Source organism: Haemophilus influenzae (assembly GCF_003494325.1).
In the GTDB taxonomy this organism is placed as follows: domain Bacteria; phylum Pseudomonadota; class Gammaproteobacteria; order Enterobacterales; family Pasteurellaceae; genus Haemophilus; species Haemophilus influenzae_I.
On record NZ_QQIK01000002.1, the window covers coordinates 435,100 to 453,167 of the forward strand.

At 40.5% G+C, this 18,068-nt stretch carries 26 protein-coding genes and 1 pseudogene; all 27 read right to left on the reverse strand.

The window, feature by feature from the left end:
• Window positions 1–146: 146 nt before the first annotated feature.
• The 27 genes and pseudogenes from DV356_RS05360 to DV356_RS05485 all read right to left on the reverse strand — a co-directional run bounded on the left by DV356_RS05360 (window position 147) and on the right by DV356_RS05485 (window position 18,060).
• On the reverse strand, window positions 147–557 hold the full coding sequence (locus tag DV356_RS05360) for a phage tail assembly chaperone (protein WP_042600671.1): 411 nt from the start codon (window positions 555–557) through the stop codon (window positions 147–149).
• Entirely contained in the window at window positions 557–988 is a 432-nt protein-coding gene (locus DV356_RS05365; protein WP_065250971.1) for a phage structural protein, read from the reverse strand. Before DV356_RS05365 ends, DV356_RS05360 begins: the two co-directional genes overlap by 1 nt.
• A 9-nt stretch (window positions 989–997) precedes the next feature.
• Window positions 998–1,156 carry a hypothetical protein gene (locus DV356_RS09855; RefSeq protein WP_006996371.1) on the reverse strand — a complete coding sequence of 53 codons (159 nt, stop codon included), beginning with the start codon at window positions 1,154–1,156 and terminating at the stop codon, window positions 998–1,000.
• A gap of 76 nt (window positions 1,157–1,232) precedes the next feature.
• Entirely contained in the window at window positions 1,233–2,741 is a 1,509-nt protein-coding gene (locus DV356_RS05370; protein WP_112119176.1) for a DUF3383 domain-containing protein, read from the reverse strand.
• Between the two features lie 4 nt (window positions 2,742–2,745).
• A complete protein-coding gene (locus DV356_RS05375; protein ID WP_223364811.1) occupies window positions 2,746–3,249 on the reverse strand; it encodes a phage neck terminator protein in 504 nt (167 codons plus the stop codon).
• Complete coding sequence (locus DV356_RS05380) at window positions 3,173–3,544, reverse strand: hypothetical protein (protein WP_118806635.1); 372 nt, start codon at window positions 3,542–3,544, stop codon at window positions 3,173–3,175. Before DV356_RS05380 ends, DV356_RS05375 begins: the two co-directional genes overlap by 77 nt.
• Window positions 3,541–4,053 carry a hypothetical protein gene (locus tag DV356_RS05385; protein ID WP_112119175.1) on the reverse strand — a complete coding sequence of 171 codons (513 nt, stop codon included), beginning with the start codon at window positions 4,051–4,053 and terminating at the stop codon, window positions 3,541–3,543. The genes DV356_RS05380 and DV356_RS05385 overlap by 4 nt, the downstream gene beginning before the upstream one ends.
• Complete coding sequence (locus tag DV356_RS05390) at window positions 4,054–4,416, reverse strand: DUF4054 domain-containing protein (protein WP_112119174.1); 363 nt, start codon at window positions 4,414–4,416, stop codon at window positions 4,054–4,056.
• Between the two features lie 9 nt (window positions 4,417–4,425).
• Window positions 4,426–5,340, reverse strand: coding sequence for a major capsid family protein (locus tag DV356_RS05395; protein WP_112119173.1), 915 nt, complete (start codon window positions 5,338–5,340; stop codon window positions 4,426–4,428).
• Between the two features lie 9 nt (window positions 5,341–5,349).
• Window positions 5,350–5,790: a structural cement protein Gp24 gene (locus DV356_RS05400; RefSeq protein ID WP_103757463.1), complete on the reverse strand. Its 441-nt coding sequence runs from the start codon at window positions 5,788–5,790 to the stop codon at window positions 5,350–5,352.
• Between the two features lie 12 nt (window positions 5,791–5,802).
• A complete protein-coding gene (locus DV356_RS05405) occupies window positions 5,803–6,903 on the reverse strand; it encodes a DUF2213 domain-containing protein (protein ID WP_112119172.1) in 1,101 nt (366 codons plus the stop codon).
• An 89-nt stretch (window positions 6,904–6,992) separates the two neighbouring features.
• On the reverse strand, window positions 6,993–8,483 hold the full coding sequence (locus DV356_RS05410; protein WP_192878920.1) for a phage head morphogenesis protein: 1,491 nt from the start codon (window positions 8,481–8,483) through the stop codon (window positions 6,993–6,995).
• Window positions 8,455–9,784: pseudogene (locus tag DV356_RS05415) on the reverse strand (anti-CBASS protein Acb1 family protein). Before DV356_RS05415 ends, DV356_RS05410 begins: the two are co-directional and overlap by 29 nt.
• A gap of 1 nt (window position 9,785) precedes the next feature.
• The gene (terL, locus tag DV356_RS05420) at window positions 9,786–11,189 is read right to left on the reverse strand and encodes a phage terminase large subunit (protein ID WP_239994848.1); all 1,404 of its coding nucleotides are present in this window, start codon (window positions 11,187–11,189) and stop codon (window positions 9,786–9,788) included.
• Entirely contained in the window at window positions 11,164–11,685 is a 522-nt protein-coding gene (locus DV356_RS05425; protein ID WP_112119170.1) for a terminase small subunit-like protein, read from the reverse strand. The genes terL and DV356_RS05425 overlap by 26 nt, the downstream gene beginning before the upstream one ends.
• Before the next feature lie 38 nt (window positions 11,686–11,723).
• Window positions 11,724–12,005, reverse strand: coding sequence for an Rz1-like lysis system protein LysC (gene lysC, locus DV356_RS05430; protein WP_112119169.1), 282 nt, complete (start codon window positions 12,003–12,005; stop codon window positions 11,724–11,726).
• A complete protein-coding gene (locus DV356_RS05435; protein ID WP_112119168.1) occupies window positions 11,917–12,240 on the reverse strand; it encodes a DUF2570 family protein in 324 nt (107 codons plus the stop codon). Before DV356_RS05435 ends, lysC begins: the two co-directional genes overlap by 89 nt.
• A complete protein-coding gene (locus DV356_RS05440) occupies window positions 12,233–12,835 on the reverse strand; it encodes a glycoside hydrolase family 19 protein (RefSeq protein ID WP_112119167.1) in 603 nt (200 codons plus the stop codon). Before DV356_RS05440 ends, DV356_RS05435 begins: the two co-directional genes overlap by 8 nt.
• The gene (locus tag DV356_RS05445; protein ID WP_118806636.1) at window positions 12,804–13,160 is read right to left on the reverse strand and encodes a phage holin, lambda family; all 357 of its coding nucleotides are present in this window, start codon (window positions 13,158–13,160) and stop codon (window positions 12,804–12,806) included. Before DV356_RS05445 ends, DV356_RS05440 begins: the two co-directional genes overlap by 32 nt.
• Window positions 13,161–13,299: 139 nt before the next feature.
• On the reverse strand, window positions 13,300–13,809 hold the full coding sequence (locus DV356_RS05450; protein WP_112119166.1) for an antiterminator Q family protein: 510 nt from the start codon (window positions 13,807–13,809) through the stop codon (window positions 13,300–13,302).
• Window positions 13,810–14,355, reverse strand: a complete 546-nt coding sequence (locus DV356_RS05455) for a recombination protein NinG (RefSeq protein ID WP_112119165.1) — start codon at window positions 14,353–14,355, stop codon at window positions 13,810–13,812.
• Window positions 14,356–14,443: 88 nt separating this feature from the next.
• Window positions 14,444–14,863, reverse strand: a complete 420-nt coding sequence (locus DV356_RS05460) for a recombination protein NinB (protein WP_118806637.1) — start codon at window positions 14,861–14,863, stop codon at window positions 14,444–14,446.
• Window positions 14,864–15,787: an N-6 DNA methylase gene (locus DV356_RS05465; protein ID WP_112119163.1), complete on the reverse strand. Its 924-nt coding sequence runs from the start codon at window positions 15,785–15,787 to the stop codon at window positions 14,864–14,866.
• On the reverse strand, window positions 15,784–16,008 hold the full coding sequence (locus tag DV356_RS05470) for a hypothetical protein (protein WP_005633909.1): 225 nt from the start codon (window positions 16,006–16,008) through the stop codon (window positions 15,784–15,786). Before DV356_RS05470 ends, DV356_RS05465 begins: the two co-directional genes overlap by 4 nt.
• A complete protein-coding gene (locus DV356_RS05475; RefSeq protein WP_422567861.1) occupies window positions 16,005–16,652 on the reverse strand; it encodes a replication protein P in 648 nt (215 codons plus the stop codon). Before DV356_RS05475 ends, DV356_RS05470 begins: the two co-directional genes overlap by 4 nt.
• Entirely contained in the window at window positions 16,649–17,395 is a 747-nt protein-coding gene (locus tag DV356_RS05480) for a helix-turn-helix domain-containing protein (RefSeq protein ID WP_112119162.1), read from the reverse strand. Before DV356_RS05480 ends, DV356_RS05475 begins: the two co-directional genes overlap by 4 nt.
• Complete coding sequence (locus DV356_RS05485) at window positions 17,392–18,060, reverse strand: phage antirepressor KilAC domain-containing protein (RefSeq protein ID WP_118806638.1); 669 nt, start codon at window positions 18,058–18,060, stop codon at window positions 17,392–17,394. The genes DV356_RS05480 and DV356_RS05485 overlap by 4 nt, the downstream gene beginning before the upstream one ends.
• Window positions 18,061–18,068 lie beyond the last annotated feature (8 nt).

Here is an 18,068-nt window from a genome sequence, read left to right on the forward strand (position 1 = left end):
TTGCTCCATTTGATTTAATTCAACAATGACTTCATGGAAAGATAAAAGGTCGGCTAACGAATAAACCTACCTTAATTCGTGTAGTGAACAAAAGTTTTTTACAATGGGCGTAAAAATAAACCAGTCAACTTTACTGTCTGACTGGCTTATTTCTTCGCTTTTAGATTGGCTTGAATATTGCTCAGCAATCCGCCCCCACCGATAAAAAAATCAGCGAATTGATACATCAACCCTTCTTTTAATACTGGGATTAAATGCCCACGGTGTTGGTTAAAATGACTATCAAAACGTTCAGATAGCCGGTATAGTTTGCCATCTTGTTCGCATGAGGTATGCTTAAGCACGATGTCCTCAAGCTCTTTAATGCTTGGGTCGCCTAAATTCGCCAATACAGTCGTCAATACGCTTGCACCGAGCTTTTTATTGTTACCTAATGATGATAAATCGACTGATTGCAATAATTTCATTGCATTTTTGAGTGCAGTCCATGCTGTCATAGCATTAGCTGGCGTCATCGTATAGGTGACATTTTCAATATTGATTTGTTTGCTTTCCATTATTGGACACCTTTTTCAAGATTCATCGTCATTTTCTCAAACACAATCGTCCAGGTTGTCGCATTGTGCCCATTCCCACGCACGTAAGGTGCAGGCGTGGTGAAATACCCTTTGCTTGCCGTGACAACATCATCATTGATTAAGTCGCGGATAGCGAGTGTCATCGGTAAATAGGTTTTAATACTGGTTTTTTGTTGATTAAACAACTTAGATAAATAGGCGTTATCCTCAGAGTGTTGTTTAATTTTTAGGGTTAATTTGCCTGATTGGTCAGGGTTTGCGATAAATACGCCCGTGCCATTTGCGCCAATAACCATTTGCCCCGCATCAACTTGGTTGGTCGCATTAATCACATCTGAGCCGTCTGCCCAGTCACTCATTTCTTTGCCGTCTAATAACACGACAACTTGTTTTGGATCGAAAACTGCCATAGTTATTCCTCATAAAAAGACTTTTAATACGAAAGATAAGCCAAACAACAATACGCCAATTGCTGCGATATTTGCCGAAAGCGCCAATCGTTTTCCAACAATCCCTGCATCCTTTTCTGACATTTTGCCACCTACCTTAACTTGATATTTTGGTGTATACTTAATCAAAATTTATTCCTTAGTATGGATAAGGGGTAAAAGAAAAGCCAAGGGTTGTCGCTCTTGGCTTTTCGCTTTTTTGATGTTATCGGTTATAGTTCACAATCACATCGCTAGAATGGATTGCGCCTGCTAATTTCACTGCGGTTTGAATTGGGGTTGCACGGCGTTGCTCACGGTCGCTATCAGATAGCGTATCCATTGGTGCCGCCCATACATAGTAACCCTTTTCAAGATAATCGCCTGTCGTCAAGTTACCAAAGCTATCGCCAGTCCATTGTCCTGGTGCGAAAGCACCATTGTTTACACCCTCTAAACAAACTTTCTCCACGGCAGCAATCAATACCGCTTGGCCTTTGTCTGTTAACGGGATTTTGGTCGGCGATTTATACAAGCGAGCGAATACTTCTTTTTGTACTGCATCGGTAAACCAGTCTAAGATAACGATTTCATCTGCAAATTTACCACCCATTACTGTGCCTTCAGCAATCATCGCTACATCATCAAAATAAGTGTACACATTGATACCTAAGCGTTTAGCCTTAGAGAACTCCGTTGCCGTAATTTCATCAGCCGTAATAGTTGGTTGTTGCTTGAATTTAAGCGTTAAGGTTGAATTATTTGCCGCAAAGTTCGTTGATAATAAACGAGCCAATGCAGAAGATGCTGGGTACATATCGTTTTTATCGAACATCGCTAATGTGTGATCTAAACCTGCATCATATAATTTCTTATAGATGTTATCAGCAGACCATTCAAGTTGTTCAACACGAATAACATTTGCACCAAACATTTTGGTATTAGCTTGCGCGTATTTTGCTGCAGATTCCACTTCGCTATCCGTAAGCTGCGCAGCAAAGGTAAAGCCATACCACGCATTATTCACTTCAGCTACGTTAAATAATGCTTCTGCAACGGTTTCTTTTTTCAAAGAAATTGATGCCTTACCTACTTTTCGGCTTGCTTGGCCATTTTCTAATTTAAGCAATGTGCCAATATATTCGCCATTGTCGTCGCCATTAAAGGCGTAATGGATTTCGGTCGCTTTATCTTCTCCAGCATTGTTAGAAGTAATGATAAAACGCTGCCCTACACCATCGTAAGAAATAGACAAAGATGAGGAAAGTGCGGTCAATTTTGCTTGGATTTTGGTGGCAATCTCATTGAAATCTGAGGCGTCAGCAAAAGATAGCCCCGTGACTTTTTTAATTGCAGTGCCAATGGTTAATGAAAATTGACCATTTACAACCGCTTTAAAACGATCTAAATCATCCGACAAGGTTGCACCGCTTAATGTGTTCTTGGTTGCCTCAATGGTTACAGGGGCTTTTTGCCAGCGCGCAATAATTAATTGTTTCGCACGAGGGCTTTGAGCAAAAAATGGCTGTGCTGCTTTTGCTGTTTCTGAATTTGTGCCGAACAACTGTTCTACATCACGTTGATTTTCGACATAAACATAACGCGTAGTCGCATCAGCAAATGCTTGTCCTGCCTCTGGCGTGAACAATGCCACTATACCGAATGATTTACGCGCGGCAGATTTTGGCACAGTATTTAACTGCACATTGACAATCTGCGAGATAGATAATGCCATAAGGCTATCCTCCTATTTGTTGAATTAAATGGTTTGTGCGTTGTTCAACGTTTTCTATCGGATCTAGAGGCGTATCAACAATGTGATGATGGCTAAATACAACATCAAACTGCCCTCGTTCTTCATAATCTGCCCCAACGGTAGCCGTTAAATTGCGAATATCTGAAAAACGAATCACACCCCAGTGATTTGATTTGAGAAAGGAAAGAAACGCTGAACTTTGGAAAATGGCTTTTAGCTTGTAACACTGCGCAAGGGAATTTCGACCGAAACAAGAGAGACTCACGGTGCTTTGCATTGACTGAATGATACGCTCTCGCTTGCCGTCAAATTCTCTCGTAGCCTGCCCGATTTCATTACTCGTCATCAAATCCACGGTAATAAAAGCAGGCAAAGGATTTTCAGGGAGCCAACCGCCAATAACAGCGCCATTAGGTAACTGTAAAGCCTGTTGAATCCACTTTCGCAGTTTGGCTGTGTCTAACGCCGATATTGTTGTGGTATCCATATTTCCCCCAATTTGCTACGGTTTTTATTTTGTAGGTTTCCCCCTCATAAATAACCAAATCACCTATTTTTAATGGCTTAATGGTGTAGATTTTGATTGAGGGGATAAAACGCTCACCTTCTGGCAATAACAACACATCATTAGGAGAGGTCGGCATAACAATGGCAGTCACGCTTTCATCGGTATAACTCGCCCCGAACCCATCAAATGAATGCTCACCTTGCAGATGTTTTACAGTGACAATTTGGCGAAATTTGCTATTCAGAAAGCGAGGATATTGGTTAATTAAACTCATTTAACGATACCTTTTACAGATTTACGCAAATGCCCACTCCATATAAGCGGCTTTTTCTTAATGCTACTTGGATCTAGTGTTGCTCTAAGTTTTTTCCTGCGTTTTAGACTTTTAATATCCTTAAGTCTCCATGCTATTTTGGTTGAGTCATCGTTTTCCACCCAACCGCCTTTAACAATATTTAACTGAACATCGCCTTGTGCTATGGATGCAATTTCATCATAGATTTTGGCTATATCTATTCCTTGCTTGAAATGCTCAGCAAAAAGTGCGGTGTATTTCCCTTGATTTTTAGACAAGGTTTGACGCAAGAAAGGGCGTGATGGGATGTTCTCATTACCAAATTCCAACACAGCCGCCAAAGAGGCAAGATTAAAATTCTTAGCCCCCTCTAATGGTTCATCAAACTCAGCAGGAAATCCAACGTAAACCGCTTTGTCTTTATCAGCCTTTAATCGCTCAATTAACGCTTTTGCTTGCGCTAAATTCCCCGTAATTTGCACTGCCATTTACGCCACCATTACCCCAATGCCAACCAATTTACGTAATCGCAAATACTCTTGACCATACGCTGTTAATTGATAATCCGCATCAGTGCCTGTCAGTGTTGGCATGGCATAACTAACAGATAACTCGCCAGCACTTTCACTAGCGAGATTTCGATTTGCCCCACCGCCACCTTCGGTTGTCCAAAGTGACAAACGTAATAGATGAGCAGTCAATGCCAACACGCCACGTTGGTAGAGTTTTCCCCAACGAGATTGACTTACTTCCATTTCTGCATCCGATAAAAAAAGGTCGATTTTTTCATAATCGACCTCTTTAAACTCAGGATAACGCTCAAGGAATGTATCCGTTTCAAATGTTGGCATAATGACTCCCTAGTAATCTACGTAGAGTGCAGAATTTGGCTCCATAAAGGTTACGCCACCAAACGCCATACGTAAGCCAGATTCATAAGCTAATAAGCCTTTTTGTTGAGCAGCTAACACAGTTGGCGACATTGGCACATCAAAGATAACGTGCTCTTTGCTGTTCACATAAACCATTGCACGAGTTTTGCCACTTGTTACACGAGTACCAAAGTTTGACGGCAAGGCTTTAATTGTAACGTCACGACCCGCAGCAGCAGACAGGCTCTTAGTCAAGAACTCTAATGCGGTTGTATCGGTGTTATTGCGTTGCGTTAAAGCTAAATGCGCTAAATCAAGTGAATCAATTGCAAAGGTATTTGGTGCTTCAATGCGTTTGGTTTTTTCCATACCTGCAAGGAACATTTCTTTAAAGAATGCTACTGATTTGTCAAAATCCATCGCTTGTACTTTGGTATTTGCGGAAGTGCCTTTGATGCTGTGCACCTCAATAGATTTATTGTTTAGCAAGCCAGTTAATCGAGAGTCTTTCGCATGACCTAAAAAAGCAACTTTTTGTAAGGTTTGTTGTGCGTTTTTGTTTAACGCCATGATTTTAGCGGTATCTAACGCTAACCCTAACAGCTTGCCTTGTTCAAGCTCTGGTGTTGCCCATGTTACCGATTTAGCCCATTGTACGATATAAGAGCGAGTTGGCGTAAAGCCGACTTCTACTTGGTCTAATGTGCTTGTGCCAGTGGTAATTAAACCATCATCAAGCGAACCGTGCTCATCTGCACCATAGTGAAGTTTTTCTGTAATGCCGACAGCGGCTTGTTGATCCACATAAACAAATTGCGGGAACACAATTTCAGGATATTTGGTTTCTGAAATTTCTTTGCTCACAGCCGTTAAGCCGTTTTGTACATAAGTTAATAATGACATTCATCCCCCTTATAATTTTGTAATCATCGCTAATTGACCCTTAACGTCAATCACGGTGTAGCTTGTTTCAATCGCATTTGCATCGGTTTCCCCTTGGATTGCACCAATTTTACCGTCACCGCCAGCAGTTAATACATAGACTTTTTTGCCACGAGTAACAGTTTTACCAGTTGCAACGTTCACCCACACAGCATCACCTGCCGCAATGTGCATTACATCGCATAACTCGCCATCATTCCATTCATCACGGATAAGGCTTGCAACTACTACGCCAGCTAATACATCAGTCTTAGCTGCTAATGCTTTCACACCGCCATCTGGATTTAATGCTACAAAGTCACCAGCTTTTACTTTGCCCGTGACTTTTTCTGCTGTGGTTTTTGCACTTGCAAGATTGCCCTTGCCTAACTCGCCTGCACGCGCAGGCGCTTGTTCGTAAGCATAACTCATTTCATTATTCTCCTAACTGTTGTAAGTTTTGTTGAAATCTATTTTTGGTGCAGCTTTAGGCTCCGCATCACCAAGCAAAATATTGCCGAGTGATTTACGTTCATCCGCTAATTTCGCCACAACCGCTTTTGCTGTTTGATATGCACCCGAAATTTCCTCATCGGATAATTTGGCTGCCTCATCTTTAGTAAAAATGCCCTGCGTAACTACCGCACTTTCTTGGATTTCACGCACAGTCAAGTTATCCGCAAAATTGACTTCTTTAAATGCAGTTTTAGCATCAGCCAACACGGCAGCTTGTTTTACTTCTGCGTCACGTTTTGCTTGTGCATCTTTTAGCTGTTGAATTTCTGCATCTTTGGCTTTAAGTTGTTTTTCAAACTCTTCTTTATTCACTTCTTCATCCTTTTTATCTTCGGGTTTAGATTGTTTTTCTTTTGGTTCGGTTGGTTGTTCGCCTTTTGGCTCTTTACCTTCTTCACTACCAGACTTTTCTTCGTCCTCAATTTGTTTTTTCTGTTCGTCCGACAACTTGATGCCGAACGCACCTAAAAACGCATCGAGAATTTTTGCGGTTTTCCCCATAATGGTTTTATCTTCATCGGCAAGTTTTACACTTCCACCGCAGCGACCCTTTGCCACAATCGCTACGTGGTTGCCGATCATCGGCGACATCTCAAAATCTGCATCTTGTACCGTGGATGGCTTAATATCGCAGTCATATCCGCAAGATAATTGCTCAACACCATTCTCCTGCACGGCCTTAATCGCAGATTCATCATAAATCCAAGCCTCGGCTGTGAGTTCATCGCCCACTCGCTTAACATTACGCACGACACCGACAGAGAGCTGTTTCCAGTTCTTCGCATTCACCCCATCTTTAGGGTGTCCTACAGTTAATGTGGCATTTTCAAAACTCTTAATCGTTTCATCGCTAAACAACGATTTCTCTGTGCGAGCGACCTTTTTAATGCCGTCTTCTTTTAGCCCAAGTTCTGTAGCGAGGTAATCAAATACCCCAACTTTTGAAATGGTTGCGGGCACAACTAAAAAACCATCTTTAGTGATGGTTCTTTGTGTAGCTGCTTGAGTTGTTTTGTCTGTAAATTTCATTTATTTACCCCAATAAAAAACCCGACCATTTCTGATCGGGTTGTTTGAATAGCTGAATTTAATTTAGAGCCATCATTTGATGGTAAGCATTACGCTTGCTTTCTCGCAAGGATTGTATTTCTGACTTCGTCAGGTGTCTTACGTGAATTAATGATGAATCTTGCTTCCCATTCTGTAAACCGCGAGAAGTCGTAGCCAAATTCTTTTTTCCACCAACTTTCAAGTTCGCCATATTTACTCCGTAATTCTGCTAATGTGTATTTAGATAGCCTTAATTGTACAGAATATTGTTTGCCGGTTAAAGCATAAGATGCAATAACTTTTCCTTTATTTCCCTCAATATAGCCTTTTAGACTAGCTAATGTGCCACCTTGTGTCTGTGTGTCATCTAAAATAATAGCATATTTATCTTTTGGAACTATGCCATCAAAAGCTGGAGAATAAACCAATCGATGCCATCCATCTCCCCCAGTTCTAGATACTTTTGTTGCTTGAACAATTGATAAATCAACAGGAATATGGAGTTTTTTAGATAATACAGTAGCAATAGCTACAGGAATCATATTTCGACCAACAGCTTCTTCTGCGTGAACAGGAATTAAAATTGCATTTTTATTGCCAATCAATTGTTTCAATTTATTTACCGCATCATCTGTAACTAAATCTTTAGCAAGTTGATAAGCATCTTCAATACTACCCTTTTTAGCATTTTCATATAGCGGATGTGATGTTGCATCTCCTAATTTTCTATCAATGATAGTATCAGGGAAATCATCAGACCATTCTGAGCGCATTTGTTGTTTTTCCTGTTGGCTAACTATTGGGCTATTTTTCACTATCTGCTCGTTATTATCAAGCACTGGAATCTGAACACATCGACAATTAACATCATGACCAGGGTGACCAGTATCGGCAGGCGGATTGGCATATTCGAATATCTGCCCATCCTTTTCAGAATGGCTTGCACGCACACGCTCATCACCCGATGTTGACCACATGTATTTTTTTACGCCAACATCTTCATGTCTCGCTTGCGTTAAGGCGGCGTTTAATTTTGAGGACTGGTCTCGAGCAATAAATAGCGCTCGTTTTTCAGTTGTTTTACCTAAGTCTTTTATTTGTGCTGCAAGGTCTTTATTTAAAGACCCCCGAACCATCGCTTGCATGACGGCATTTTGCACTTTATCAAGATATTGTGAGCGAATAGACTTAATTAACTGGATATTGCCAGCGGTCAATGCATTCACTTTCTCAGCAATATTTGGACTATTGCGTAAATAAGCGGATAAATCGATGCCAGTTTGATTTTTTAGGTTAGTTGATACTTCAGCATGATTTTGTGCATCACCACGACCAACGAAGCCATTGGCGATATTTTCGGCTTGTGAAGTGCGGTCAGATTTTTCGTACTTTTCTAATACTTTCATCAACGCTTTCGCACTAATCGCTTGGAATCCTTTCGCATCATCCATAAAAAAAGAGCCTTGCGGTTGTTGCAGGGCTCTTTCTACATCATTGGTCATCATTTTGACGAACTGCTTAAGCTGTTGTCTATACCAAAGCTCCGTTCTCTTGCTCATCTTCACTGGCTTGAACTTGCGTGCTCTCGCCTTCTGGTTCTTCAAAATTTCTGGGCAAGTTCATCAGCATTTTTCATTTCCTCAATGTCATCAGCAGAGATATTAGCAAATAAACCACTTTCTCGGAGTTCGTTTGCTACTTGATATTCATTTACTACGCCATTTTGAATTAACGTATTTGCCGCTGTAGCAAAGGTATTAAGCATATTGACTTGTTGTTCTTGTTTAACCACCGTCAATGGTAAAAACTCAAACCACCAGTCATCAGGTTGCCCACCAAATAATTCATTGCATAGTAATGTATCAAGCACTTCAAGCACAGGACGCAATCTTGTTTCTTGCAATCGATGAATGGATTCGTGGTAGTTTTGAATATCCTCATCTCCACTTGCCAATCCCGAAACAGATTGCCCAAACAAAATGGTGACTGGCATATCTGCCGCACCTGCCACCGCATTGCGAAACTCTGTCAATAAATCTTTTAACCCACCAAAAGATAATTCTTTTCGGTCGTACTCATTTTCCGCATCAAGCAACAGACTATTGGTTGCTGATTTAATCGACTGCACCGCTGAAATAACGTGAGCCACATCATTTTCTAACCCAGCTGAAATCTTGTCAGATAACCCTGCAATTTTGAAAATATCGATTTTACTTTCAAAAATAAGGTCGCCGACATTCGCTGAGGCACTATCAAAGCGTTTAAGTACATCAATAATCTTTTCAAAGTCTGACACACCCCAAACATCATTATCAGATAAAGGTGCATCATTGGCATTGATAATTAATAAACGTGAATGATGCACTAAAACAGATTGTGTGCCGCCAATAATGGTATATTCACTATATCGACCAAAGTTTGGCGAAAACACATCATCATCTCGTTGTCCTGTAGGTGAAATTTTCCATTTAGGTAAGATAATCAACCGCTTTAATCGTTCTGTAGGCTGCAATGGCGAAGTGATGTTAATTGTGTCAGTGACAAGTAATAAACCCACTGCCCCATACAAACTAGACCATTGCAACGCTTTAGTTAATGTCTCACGCAGTTTTAATCTGCGCTCGAGCTTAGTGAACTCGTCTAGCTGTTCAGATTTCAAGTCATTCGAGAAAATATCGCGCCAATTACGCACCATATCTTCCGAACGTTTAATACAAACCTTATTTGCAATCCAGTTATCACGCCATAATGCTTCTTGCATTAAGTCATCGGTTAAGCTAAGCCCACGAGCATAATATGTCTGGTCTTGTTTACTGCCTAACTTTAGCGCAAGTGATTTGATGCCATCTAAAATATTCATCTTATAAATCCAGTAGTGATTTAGGTTTCCCTAAAATATCCGTTATTGCCATTACAAGCGCATCGACTTGGTCATCGTGTGCGTGACTATCTGTTGCGGTAAATGCCTCACACTCACTAATAAAATCCGCTACCCAAGGAGCATTTTCGGGTATCATCACATAACCACTTTCAATGTACCCTTGAACACCTAAAACCCGAGTGTACTTATCTGCATCAACTTGAATGGGCGAGATTGGAATTTGATTATTTCTGCGTATAGCTTGAATCAAGCCTGTGCCACTGGCTTTATCTTCCACATTTGCTCGAGTTAATATTCCAGTGTCTTTTCTTGCCTTGTGTTTAGCCCAAACATCTTTTAATGTCTGCTCAAGTTCTGGGGCTTCCCATTTACCTCGCACAAGGTCAAGGATATAAACCTTCCCATCGCTCCCTCTGCCAGCGACAATAAAGACTGAATAGTCATTGTGCTGTTTAATTTTTTGTGCCGTATCAGCGTAGATTGCTTTGACTTTAATTAGTGGAGGAATTTTATATCGACCAAACCAAGAGCCTTTAATAATGCCACCGCCCTTATTAGATGGTCTTTGTTGATATAAAGCATTCCACGCTTGAGAGCCAACAGCCTTTCTAATTTTGCTCAATCGCTCTAAATCAAAGCGTTCTGGGTGTAATGGCTCGCCCTCTTTGCGGAACTCCTCATCCTCTTCGGCAATCGCAGGAAATTTCACTATGCGCCATTGGTCGCCACCATTCTTCATCTCTTCAATTAATCGACCAGCTAAATCATCCTCGTGCCATCTAGTCATACCTAACAGCACACCAGATTTTGGTGATAAACGTGTATAAAGCGTGGTTGTGTACCAATCCCAAACGCTATCTCGAACTGTTTGAGAATTAGCCTCTTTAGCATCTTTTACAGGGTCGTCAATAATGGCTATATCCGCCCCCATCCCTGTAATACCGCCACCCACACCAGCGGAGCGATAAGCGCCCTTATGTCCTGCAATTTCAAAAATCTCACTATTACGTAAAGGCTGACCCGATATAGTCGTAATCCGTTTGCTATTTAACGATGATTCGGGAAAAATATTGTGATAAGACTCATCGTCCATAATCCGCTGAACATCTCTATTCATTCGGCTAGCTAAATCAGCAGAATAAGAACAGGCAATCATCTGCAAGTCAGGATTTTTACCAAAAGCCCAAGCAGGAAAACGACGACTAAATAATTCACTTTTACCACTACGGGGTGGAGCGAATATCATTAAACGCGGTTGCTTGCCATCTATTACATCTTGATAAAATTGCTGTAGCTCTTTTGCAATGAGAATATTGAACCACCCTGTTACAAAGTCAGATTTGGTTTGAGTGGTGAAATCAATCAAGCTCTTTTGAGCTATCATTGCATCCAGTTGCTTTAGATTTAAGCTCTCTAAGAAGTTTGAGTTCATCGACACTTAACCTTGATAAATCCATAGATATTTTTTGCTCAATCGGCGCCCCATTAACACCAGTGATTTCTTGCGTTACTTTATCGCCATATTTTTTAGGTGCGACTTTGGTGATATACCATTTACGAGCATCAACTCTCAACTTAGCTACGCTAACATCTTCGGGAGTGGCAAGATCTGAAATTTCCAACATCTCCTCAAGCAAAAAATCGGCTTGGTTCTCGCGCGCACGCGCGTACTGATCCCGAAATTCAGCTTGTTCATTCAACCAACGGAATACCATTGATAAACTTGGCATTCCAGGTCGTTCACAAATCTTACGTAAGCTTTCGCCTTGCTCGATAAGCTGACAAATATCATCAGCCACTTCTTTTACATAAGAAGATGGTCGACCAGTTTTTTTCTTCCCCACGCCATCAGACGTGGATTTTCCTTTCACGTCTGACATAGGAAATCCTTAAAATACTTGAATAAAACTTATAAACCCTATTTGCCGCCTTTTGCTTGATTAATCCACTTATTGAGATTATCTACTTGGCTTGCACATTTATCTCGCTCTGCGGTTACCTTAACAAGCTGTATGACTGCATCGCCGTATGTTTCTCCAGTAAATGCTGTTTTGACACAAGGTGCGGTATAGGCTTGAGGCGGGTAAATATATTCTGCTTTAGTCGTGATTTTATTTGTACAAGCGGTCAAGAACAGACTGAGGCAAACGAGTGTGAGCGCAAGGTTGAGTCTTAATGATTGTTTTAACTGATTCAGCATGTTCTATTGCCATCCTTTCTATTTCATTATTACGCTCTTGTTGCTCAATAACGGCATAACGCTCTTGTTGTAGAGCAATGGTCAATGCCTTGTTCGCATTTTCTTGTTGTTGGATGGTTTGGGCTTGTTGCTTTGTGGTTATGTTCAATTCATCTATAACGCTAGACTGGTAACGCAATGCACCAATCAAAACCACTACAACACCCGCTAACGCCATGTAAATGTACTTAGTCATTATCCGTTACCATTAATGCTCGATAGAGCTTGCAACGCTCATCAATGCCATTTAGTCCACCATTAATTCTTCGCGTGACTTTTTCGACAGAATTAAGATCAGCCAATTCATAGCATTTCCAATACCACACAGCAGTTTTAACAGATAAATCTAAATTCCCTGCCACATCTTCTGGCTCAATATCTCTACCTAACCATTTTCTAAATGCGGCATAATTATCCTTACCTGTAATCTGAATCAGTCCACGACCACGATACTTCCAACCATCTCCACTTTTCTCATCGCCATTACCCAAACGATTAGCATAAACACGATTGGCTATTAGCTCAGGTTTGCGCTCATATTTCTTCGCTGTAAGAGGGTCTGGGAAATATTTACGGAAAGTTTTAGAAAGTCCAAGCCAAGAATAATTTAAATTTTCTTTAAATCTTGTAAATCCGCCACTTTCATGTCCACATTGAGCTAAAAACATCGCTTGCTGCATCTTAGTTACACAACCTGCTTTTTCTATCTGCACCGAAATAGCTTGATAAACACCTTTAACTGCGTGTGGAAAAATTTTATTAAATGTCTCTTCGGAAATCATCATTGTCATCTTTTTCAATTCTCCGATTAATGAATTTAAATAAAAACTCGCGAATTTTTTCAGTACCAACAAAACCAATCATCGTGCCAAGAAATGAAGAATATTCTGTATGCCCAAATAAATGCGTACAAATTGGCACCGCAACACCCGCAATAGAGACACACATAGCCGCATCAATTAAAACATAACGAATAGCTGGCTTTTTACGCATAAACCCAAATCTTAAAAGAGAAATAAATAACGCCCAAAAAGCACTCTGTGCTGAGCTAGAGCTAAGATTTGTTTGCAACCAAGACCATATTAACGCCCACACATCAGGCTCTTTAATTGGCATATATTTTCTCCCGCCTGTTCTTTAGGCAATAAAAAAGCCCCGACCGTTTCCGATCAGGGCTGTAAAAATTTATTCGGTGAACATCACTTACACAACGACCACCTTACATCTAAATGATAGGACAAGATGACAAGGTTTGTCAATAAGTAATTTTGATATTTTTTGCATTTTGTCGTCCAGTTTGCAGAATAACGAACCCAATTACAAGAAGTTCGTGAATTATTGCCTTCGCTAATTTTAGCTCTTTTTCAACATTCCGTATCATCGTTTTAAGGCTTGGAATGCGAATATCTGGCTTGCCTGCACACGGCTGCATTTTTATCTCTCCGCAGTTTTCACGGAGTTTAACCGCTATATGATTAATAGTGCCTTTATTAACATAATAGGAAAATACGATATAGTGTAAAGTGCGGTCGTTTTTAAGGAAAAATCTCTCAACAACTTCGCTAATCATCATTCCTGTTGAGTCATCACAAATTGGTTCATTTGGCTCTGCAGGAATGACTGATTGCATTAGTTTTGCAATAATATTTAATTGCAGTTTATCAAGCCTACCGCTGCGCACCCAAGCACCCCATTGATACATATAACGGTCAACAAATTCTTCTTGTTCAATCGTTAGTTCTGATAATTCGCTAAATTTACGCATTTATTCCTCTAACTCTTTAATTTTTGCCTTGTAATGCTTAATCATCGCCTTGCAATCTTCAATGGTGTATTTCTTCGGTTCGTGGTCTTGCCGTTCTAACCACGCTACCTTATCCGCACCGATTTTATTGACGAGATTAATTCGATATTCGATGATGTTTCCGCTCTTGTGATCATTACAAGGGGCGCATTGTTTATGTACGTTGAGCTCACAAAATCTTAATTCAGGGCAAGCCCCCACACTCCGATAATGCCCTGCGTGGTATTGCCCTTGATGATACCGACCGCAACTGATACAGGGTTGGTCTTTATCTCGTAAACGGATAAATTTATTAAATACCGCTTGCGCCTCTTTCAGCCATTCTGAACGACTTTTTAATTTAGCTTTACGTTCCCTTTGCTTTTTCTTCTCTGCTCGTTCTTGCGCTTTTTTCGCATTATCTCGGGCTAATTTAATCGCACATTCAGGCGAGCAAACTTTTTGTGTCGAACTAAAGGTTTTTACAAACGCTTTGCCACAAACTTTGCATTTATACTCTTTCGCCATTAACCAAACACCATATTAAACATTACCCAAACTGCCGCAATCAAAAGTACAATTTTTAACTCCAAAATCTCATCATCGTTTAAGCGTTTCATTTAAATCCCCATCTATCGTTAAATCTCACGCCATTTTGCACGCCCCAACTGGTCACATACTCGATTAGGCTCGCCATTCTGTTCACGCTCATTTGAGCCGAACTCTCACGGATATTCACAAATTCCCCCTCAAGACCTGGCACAACATCTGCTTTTTGATTGGTGGCGATTGCGTGACCCGAAATAAACAAAACTTTCCTCTGCTCCATTGTGAGCTTACGCCCCATAAATTCAGCCTGATTTGCAACATCTTGGCACATAGCGTGGAACTTGGCATTTTGCTCAAGGTTTCGTGTTATTGGTTGGATTTTGACTACTAACGGTTTTTTATCGTCCGTTGGCAGCTCTTTGATTAAATCCAAGCAATTATTTTTAATGCGTTGATCGCGTAAAAAGAAAGGTTTGTATTGGCTCATTCATTCGCCCCAGCCAAATAAAAAGCGATTTGATTTTTTTTCTTCCTGAATCAAAACACAGACTTCATCGCAGAATTTTTCAAATTCTTCACGCGGCCAGCCTTCTAAATCAAACACCATACCGCTAAATTGAATTTGAGCGCGAATTTGCTCTTTTAGTTGAGCTTGCGACATCAACTCTAATTTCATAGGATCTACTTTTTCTTTTGGCGGCTCTGGCGGTGAAACCGTGTCCCATTTATCAGAATCAATTAACCATTCATCAGCGTTAATTATTTTATTCGTGGCACAGTCATACAATTCACGGTATGTCTTGTTATTTGACTTAGTTTTATCAACCACCAAGAAAAGCACTGAAATAGGCGTATCTTCAAAGGCGTTTTGAATCAAATTCAACTCGACTAATTGATTCCCAATAACTTCACGGAGTGTTTTTTCGGTGTTTCGATAGGCAATGCCAGGAAACATAATGAAAAACCCAAAACGATGCGCATTGGCTAATCCTTTCAGCATAAAAACATCATCAAGCACACCTGATTTTTTCCACGGAAAATCCGCTTGAATAGCGGTCTTTTCTTCTTCGGTAAGTTCTTTAAATTTAAGTGAGAATGGCGGGTTCATTACAACACAATCACTTTTTGGTTCACTTTGATACAAGAAAAAACTCGTGTTATGAATTTCTGCATCTGGATAATTATTGGCTAATGCCGCGCATGATTCCGCCTGAATTTCTACTGCAATAAACTTACTTGGTTGAATAAATTGCTCAAGCTGTCCACTGCCTGCTGCACCATCAAAAACACTTGGATTTTTACCTAAGTACTTCTCGACTTTCCCAGCCAAATATCGACGCAAAGATTCTCCCGTGATGTACTCAGCAAATTTGTTCGCTTTCTTTCGATTGTTATGCTCTTCAAAACTCATTCTTTGTACTCCACACCTAAATCTTCTAACCCAAAATAACCGCAAGATTTTGTTCGATTCACTGCGCTGTATTTACTTACCTGCGGAAACGGTATCGGCTCAATTAAGTGACCGTTACAACGAAAACGATCGTCATCCCATTCGCTGCTCGATATAAAATAATCTGGCGTATAAAAATCCTCTAATTCCGCTCCGCACTTTGGGCATTTATAGCTTGTCATTGCAATGCCCATTTCCCTTTGATCATTGCCATCAAGCTATCGCGCGCCTTATCAGCCTTCGCTTTATCGTAAAAACTTGGCTTTGTTGGAATCATTTTAGGAATATCCTCAAAAGGAAAATTCGACCGCACTTTTTCTGCCGCTTCTGTGAGTAATTTCGGAATAGCTTTCAACGTGTCCTCTTCCGATTTTTTCTTGCACTTTTCGTACAGATTTTTAAGCAACCAAAATTCCACTTTTGAACGATATTGAAATTCATCCCGATTGAATCGGGCATAGCCTAAGAAAGTGTTATAACGTTGGTATAATTCCGCTTCATTCGGTAAACCCAATACGTGATAGTCTTCACTGCACCAAGCAATGAATTGCCCTACACTTGGGAAAAATGGGCTAGTCGATTTTGCAGCCAAATCAAGGCCATGTTTTAATTTCATCGGTTCAACTACGCCAGCCTTGAATAATTCCTCGAGCCATACTTGCTTAGTCTCGTTATACTCAACTTCACTAGCAAACGCCTGTTTCCAGGCAGGAAAGATTGATTTTAATCGGATAAACATTCTGTCAATCAAACGAACGGCATTGTCGGGAATATCTGATTTTTTAACCGCACTTTTCACGGCTTGCATCGGAATCACGTTTGTCATCTCAATTCCTCCGGTATCAAATCAGGATCGATATTTAGCTGTCTGCCGATTGCCCAAGAACCATCATCGGCAAAAGTATTCGATGATTGAGGTTGTTTAATGCTTTGCAATTCCTTGTCTTTCAAATACCAAGTAGCCTTGAACCCTTGCCAATTCCGCTCAATGGATATTGCCACCGATTCTGCAACTGATAGCCGTACTTTGTTTGCCTCTCTCAGAAAACCATTCATTGCCGTTTCTGTGATTGGCGCTTTTTTCGCTTTTCGGTGAGTAATGAAATCTTTTGCAAGTTGTCCACTTATCCCGAACCGCTCAAGCAACATTTCGGATTCGCTTTTTTGCGTAGTTTTTTTAGGTTCATTGACTGGTTCTAAAGAGTGACTGGTTATGGGTGAAATATTTTCACTACCCCCTAGTGCAAAATTTTCACTACCTAGTGAAATATTTTCACCACCCAGTGCAAAATTTTCACTACCTTGTTCAAGGTGTAAAAAGTATAAATTTGAGATGGAACCATCTTTATTTTTACGTTCTTTTTTGCTTACTAATCCCATTTTGATTAAATATTCAATGTGACTGATTGCACTACGTCGGGTCATCTCGCATTTATCGGCAATGTATTGATAACTAGGAAAACAAATTCCATCATCATTGGCATTATCAGCTAGTTTTAAAAGCACAAGTTTTCTAGCAGGATTGCCAACCTTACAATTCATTGCTTGAACCATTAATCGCATACTCATAGCATCAACTCCGAAGCATAACGTGACGCGATAAATTCAATGCCTTTGCTTGTTACACGTGTCTGTGTGTAATTGTGACCGTGTTCAGCGGTGCCTGTTTTAACCGTAAAAAGATCTTTGGTGTGGGCCGATTGATAAGGCAAAAGCACACCCGATTGACGATACAAATATTTATCTTCCACCAAGCGATTGACCAATGCACGCTCAGGTATTTTCAAAATCTTCGCCGTCTCACGAAATGATTTACTCGTCCCCACTTCCACATAGTGATCAACAAAAGCGACTTTAGGCGCATTACGCTCTTTTTCTGCTTGTAACTGAGCGGCTAACATCAATGCCTCAGAAAAAGATTGCGGAATAAGTGCGGTTGGTTTTTGTCGATTTTCCAACGCTTGCCAGCGATCGACCACAGCGGCAGTAAATTCAGGCGATAAGCGAGCGACAACAACAAACGTATCCCGCTTGTTTAACTCGTAGTAATCAAACCATTGATTTCTATACTCAAATTTTAGTGGCTCAATTTGAGCGACTAAATTTTGTTCAATTAAATCACGAATAACACGTAATACATTTTTGTGTTCTTTATATGTAATCTCCGCAATTTCCCGACTACTCATCGTCAAAATACTTGCGTTTTCTTTCGTCATCGTTAATAATTGGTTCATCTGTATAT

Bases quoted from the DNA above. Each gene is read 5' to 3' on its own strand.
- DV356_RS05360 (WP_042600671.1), bottom strand. From the start codon at position 557: ATGGAAAGCAAACAAATCAATATTGAAAATGTCACCTATACGATGACG.
- DV356_RS05365 (WP_065250971.1), bottom strand. From the start codon at position 988: ATGGCAGTTTTCGATCCAAAACAAGTTGTCGTGTTATTAGACGGCAAA.
- DV356_RS05370 (WP_112119176.1), bottom strand. From the start codon at position 2,741: ATGGCATTATCTATCTCGCAGATTGTCAATGTGCAGTTAAATACTGTG.
- DV356_RS05375 (WP_223364811.1), bottom strand. From the start codon at position 3,249: ATGGATACCACAACAATATCGGCGTTAGACACAGCCAAACTGCGAAAG.
- DV356_RS05380 (WP_118806635.1), bottom strand. From the start codon at position 3,544: ATGAGTTTAATTAACCAATATCCTCGCTTTCTGAATAGCAAATTTCGC.
- DV356_RS05385 (WP_112119175.1), bottom strand. From the start codon at position 4,053: ATGGCAGTGCAAATTACGGGGAATTTAGCGCAAGCAAAAGCGTTAATT.
- DV356_RS05390 (WP_112119174.1), bottom strand. From the start codon at position 4,416: ATGCCAACATTTGAAACGGATACATTCCTTGAGCGTTATCCTGAGTTT.
- DV356_RS05395 (WP_112119173.1), bottom strand. From the start codon at position 5,340: ATGTCATTATTAACTTATGTACAAAACGGCTTAACGGCTGTGAGCAAA.
- DV356_RS05400 (WP_103757463.1), bottom strand. From the start codon at position 5,790: ATGAGTTATGCTTACGAACAAGCGCCTGCGCGTGCAGGCGAGTTAGGC.
- DV356_RS05405 (WP_112119172.1), bottom strand. From the start codon at position 6,903: ATGAAATTTACAGACAAAACAACTCAAGCAGCTACACAAAGAACCATC.
- DV356_RS05410 (WP_192878920.1), bottom strand. From the start codon at position 8,483: ATGAGCAAGAGAACGGAGCTTTGGTATAGACAACAGCTTAAGCAGTTC.
- terL (WP_239994848.1), bottom strand. From the start codon at position 11,189: ATGATAGCTCAAAAGAGCTTGATTGATTTCACCACTCAAACCAAATCT.
- DV356_RS05425 (WP_112119170.1), bottom strand. From the start codon at position 11,685: ATGTCAGACGTGAAAGGAAAATCCACGTCTGATGGCGTGGGGAAGAAA.
- lysC (WP_112119169.1), bottom strand. From the start codon at position 12,005: ATGCTGAATCAGTTAAAACAATCATTAAGACTCAACCTTGCGCTCACA.
- DV356_RS05435 (WP_112119168.1), bottom strand. From the start codon at position 12,240: ATGACTAAGTACATTTACATGGCGTTAGCGGGTGTTGTAGTGGTTTTG.
- DV356_RS05440 (WP_112119167.1), bottom strand. From the start codon at position 12,835: ATGACAATGATGATTTCCGAAGAGACATTTAATAAAATTTTTCCACAC.
- DV356_RS05445 (WP_118806636.1), bottom strand. From the start codon at position 13,160: ATGCCAATTAAAGAGCCTGATGTGTGGGCGTTAATATGGTCTTGGTTG.
- DV356_RS05450 (WP_112119166.1), bottom strand. From the start codon at position 13,809: ATGCGTAAATTTAGCGAATTATCAGAACTAACGATTGAACAAGAAGAA.
- DV356_RS05455 (WP_112119165.1), bottom strand. From the start codon at position 14,355: ATGGCGAAAGAGTATAAATGCAAAGTTTGTGGCAAAGCGTTTGTAAAA.
- DV356_RS05460 (WP_118806637.1), bottom strand. From the start codon at position 14,863: ATGAGCCAATACAAACCTTTCTTTTTACGCGATCAACGCATTAAAAAT.
- DV356_RS05465 (WP_112119163.1), bottom strand. From the start codon at position 15,787: ATGAGTTTTGAAGAGCATAACAATCGAAAGAAAGCGAACAAATTTGCT.
- DV356_RS05470 (WP_005633909.1), bottom strand. From the start codon at position 16,008: ATGACAAGCTATAAATGCCCAAAGTGCGGAGCGGAATTAGAGGATTTT.
- DV356_RS05475 (WP_422567861.1), bottom strand. From the start codon at position 16,652: ATGACAAACGTGATTCCGATGCAAGCCGTGAAAAGTGCGGTTAAAAAA.
- DV356_RS05480 (WP_112119162.1), bottom strand. From the start codon at position 17,395: ATGAGTATGCGATTAATGGTTCAAGCAATGAATTGTAAGGTTGGCAAT.
- DV356_RS05485 (WP_118806638.1), bottom strand. From the start codon at position 18,060: ATGAACCAATTATTAACGATGACGAAAGAAAACGCAAGTATTTTGACG.